At 45.6% G+C, this 3236-nt stretch carries 3 protein-coding genes and 1 pseudogene; 3 read left to right on the top strand and 1 reads right to left on the bottom strand.

Annotation, left to right across the window (positions count from 1 at the left end):
• The 3 genes and pseudogenes from BFF42_RS13810 to BFF42_RS13785 form a co-directional block, all read left to right on the top strand.
• Positions 1-442, top strand: a pseudogene (locus BFF42_RS13810) (IS3 family transposase); the annotation flags it as partial.
• Positions 443-1460: 1018 nt separating this feature from the next.
• Positions 1461-2420 carry a plasmid segregation protein ParM gene (locus tag BFF42_RS13790; RefSeq protein WP_000921951.1) on the top strand — a complete coding sequence of 320 codons (960 nt, stop codon included), beginning with the start codon at positions 1461-1463 and terminating at the stop codon, positions 2418-2420.
• Positions 2420-2815, top strand: a complete 396-nt coding sequence (locus BFF42_RS13785; protein ID WP_000445931.1) for a plasmid partitioning/stability family protein — start codon at positions 2420-2422, stop codon at positions 2813-2815. The genes BFF42_RS13790 and BFF42_RS13785 overlap by 1 nt, the downstream gene beginning before the upstream one ends.
• A 167-nt stretch (positions 2816-2982) precedes the next feature.
• Here BFF42_RS13785 and BFF42_RS13780 read toward each other — a convergent pair.
• On the bottom strand, positions 2983-3236 hold a 254-nt coding region (locus BFF42_RS13780), incomplete at its 5' end, for an integrase core domain-containing protein (RefSeq protein ID WP_024167457.1).

Genomic DNA, 3236 nt, shown 5'->3' with positions numbered 1-3236 from the left:
AGGCAGTTCGCCGTGACCGAGCCAAATCAGGTGTGGTGCGGTGATGTGACCTGTATCTGGACGGGTAAGCGCTGGGCGTACCTCGCCGTTGTTCTCGACCTGTTCGCAAGAAAACCAGTGGGCTGGGCCATGTCGTTCTCGCCGGACAGCAGGCTCACCATGAAAGCGCTGGAAATGGCATGGGAAACCCGTGGTAAGCCCGGCGGGGTGATGTTCCACAGCGATCAGGGCAGTCATTATACGAGCAGGCAGTTCCGGCAGTTATTGTGGCGATACCAGATCAGACAGAGTATGAGCCGGCGCGGAAACTGCTGGGATAACAGCCCAATGGAACGCTTCTTCAGGAGTCTGAAGAACGAATGGATGCCGGTGGTGGGTTACCCCAAACGAATCGGAAAATCGATACTGGAAAAACTCTAACTCGGTGGCCAGTTTTTGTTGACCACTTCACTCGTAATGAAAGACCCAGTGGAAGTCTGCCCGCTTTCGCGTAGGGTAATGTTGCCGGGCTCAACCCTTATCCGGTCCATTACAGACTGGCATTCGCTTTTTCCACCTTCTTTTACCCGCACCGCCAACAGTATCCCTTGCGGTTAACCTGCCTCACGAGGCAGCGATACGGGCTTACCATGTTCCACCTGAATAACAACAGTAGGTTAGACTCTGCTCACAACACCGGTGGTTTATTGTCCGTGTACCCCTAGCAAACAGAGGAGTAACCAACCACATACCTTTTGGTTCAAGCCTGTCAGCATCTTTGGCTTGTTCTGGTTAACGACGCTTCAGCAGTTCACATATGTTAGTCATGCTACCGAGCCTAGACCTCCTCCGCCTGATGCTGGCAGATTACATGTAACCTCACGGTTTCATGCGATCCGAAGATCCGGTTTCATTGTCCTGACAGCTTCACACCCCACCGTTACCAGTGACGCATGTGTCAGTAGGCTACTGATGACGGAACATCAGGTTCCCTGACGGAATCGAACTCCGCTGGAACAATTATTCAGGCGACTTCATGTCGCACATTCGAGCACCAGTTTGGCATGGGAATTCTCCTCTCACATGCGGCCTCCATCAGGCCGTGCCGCACCTGTAACCGGGCGACCGCATACGAATGCAGGTGCGGCCCCGAAGCCGCAGCGCGTGGAGGAGGAACGACGAAACGTGACCGGGTGAGGAGGCCGGCGACAGCGACACACTTGCATCGGATGCAGCCCGGTTAACGTGCCGGCACGGCCTAGTTAAGTAGTATCCGTCTCAGTTCGTGGCGCAAAATGAGAAACCAATAAGAACTCAAAATGAACCACAACAAGAACATAAAGAGACTCTAAAAGAACAACACCGCTTGACATAGACTCAAAATGAGTCACAATAAGAAACAATAAAAAACTCAAAAAGATACACCGACATAAAGGATGCTCAATTTGAGATAAACACAAACTCAAAACGAGGCAAAAAGAATGCTAAAAGTATCATGCGATGATGGTTCAACTAACGTAAAACTGGCCTGGCTTGAAGATGGCGAGGTAAGAACCAGTCTGTCAGGAAACAGCTTTAAAGAAGGCTGGAACCCGGGACTGTTTAATGCCGGCAAAGTGTACAATTACGTCGTGGATGAAAAAAAATACACCTATGATTTGGGAAGCACTGCTGTCATAGGTACAACACATGTCAGTTATCAATACAGCACCACCAATCTGCTTGCCATACATCATGCACTGCTGACATCCGGCCTTCAGCCACAGGATGTAGAACTGACAGTAACATTACCTGTGACCGAATTCTTTGATAATGACAATCAACCAAATGAAGAAAGAATAGAAAGAAAAAAGGCAAATGTTCTCCGTGAGATATCTCTGAATAAAGGGGAAACATTTAAAATTAAAAAAGTTAATGTAATGCCTGAATCTTTGCCAGCTGCATTTGAATCACTAAAAAAAGATAAAGTAAACAAACTTGAACGCAGCCTGATTATCGATCTTGGAGGAACCACTCTGGATTGTGGTTTAATTCTCGGTGCATTTGAAGGCATTTCTGAAATCCGTGGCTATTCAGAAATCGGGACATCCCGCATCACTCATACCGTCATGAATGCGCTGACGAAAGCCTCCACACCATGTAATTATTTTATTGCTGATGAGTTAATAAAAAACAGACACGATAATGAATATCTCCAGACATTAATAAATGATGTAGCTGAAATAAAAAACATTTCTCATATAATAGACAGAGAAGTGAAATCTCTGGCAGAAAGCATCAGGCAGGAAATTTCAACATTCTCAGGAATGAACCGAATCTATCTCACTGGCGGAGGAGCCGAGCTTATTTACCCTCACATAAAGCAATATTTCCCGAATCTGAAAGTGAACAAGGTGGATGAACCTCAGTTTGCATTGGTGAAAGCAATGGTGCATGCGTAATGGAAAGCAGTGATCCAAAAAAAAGAAAGAAAGTTGTGGCATACCTGCACCCGGCACTTTATCCGCAGGACAACCTGACACAACAAACAATAGACTCTCTCCCAGTACAAATGCGGGGAGATTTCTACAGACAATCCCTTATTTGCGGAGCAGCTCTTTATTCTGTTGACCCCCGACTGTTAACGCTAATCAGCGGTTTTTTCAGTGAGAAAATCACTGCAGAAAATCTGGTGAAACTTATAGAACAAACAACAGGATACACATCCACATCAATTGATATAAGTGTGTTAAAAAACATCATAGAGGCATCTTCAGAAAACAAATCAGAGAGCATCACTTCAAAAGATGATTTCGAAGAACAAACCAGACGCAATCTTTCTATGTTAAAAAAATAATAAAAGAAGAGCAGGTTCAGTTAATTACCTGCTCTTCTTTTATACATACTAAAAAATCAGATTTTTACGAATATTCAGATTATCATAAAAAATGCAACAGACAGGAATGCAATAATTTTGCATTATCTCGTTGCTTGTAATGCAAATATGCATTATTGGATTTGCCCCTATATTTCCAGACATCTGTTATCACTTAACCCATTACAAGCCCGCTGCCGCAGATATTCCCGTGGCGAGCGATAACCCAGCGCACTATGCGGATGCCATTCGTTATAATGCTCGAACGCCTCTGCAAGGTTCTTTGCTGCCGTTAACCCGTCTGGTTTGGGCATGATACTGATGTAGTCACGCTTTATCGTTTTCACGAAGCTCTCTGCTATTCCGTTACTCTCCGGACTCCGCACCGCCGTGTTCTTCGGTT

Source organism: Shigella sp. FC1661, assembly GCF_001712525.1.
Lineage (GTDB): Bacteria > Pseudomonadota > Gammaproteobacteria > Enterobacterales > Enterobacteriaceae > Escherichia > Escherichia coli.
Note: the sequence above shows the minus strand (reverse complement) of the source record. Positions and strands in the feature narration are given on the sequence as shown.

Bases quoted from the DNA above. Each gene is read 5' to 3' on its own strand.
- BFF42_RS13790 (WP_000921951.1), top strand. From the start codon at position 1,461: ATGCTAAAAGTATCATGCGATGATGGTTCAACTAACGTAAAACTGGCC.
- BFF42_RS13785 (WP_000445931.1), top strand. From the start codon at position 2,420: ATGGAAAGCAGTGATCCAAAAAAAAGAAAGAAAGTTGTGGCATACCTG.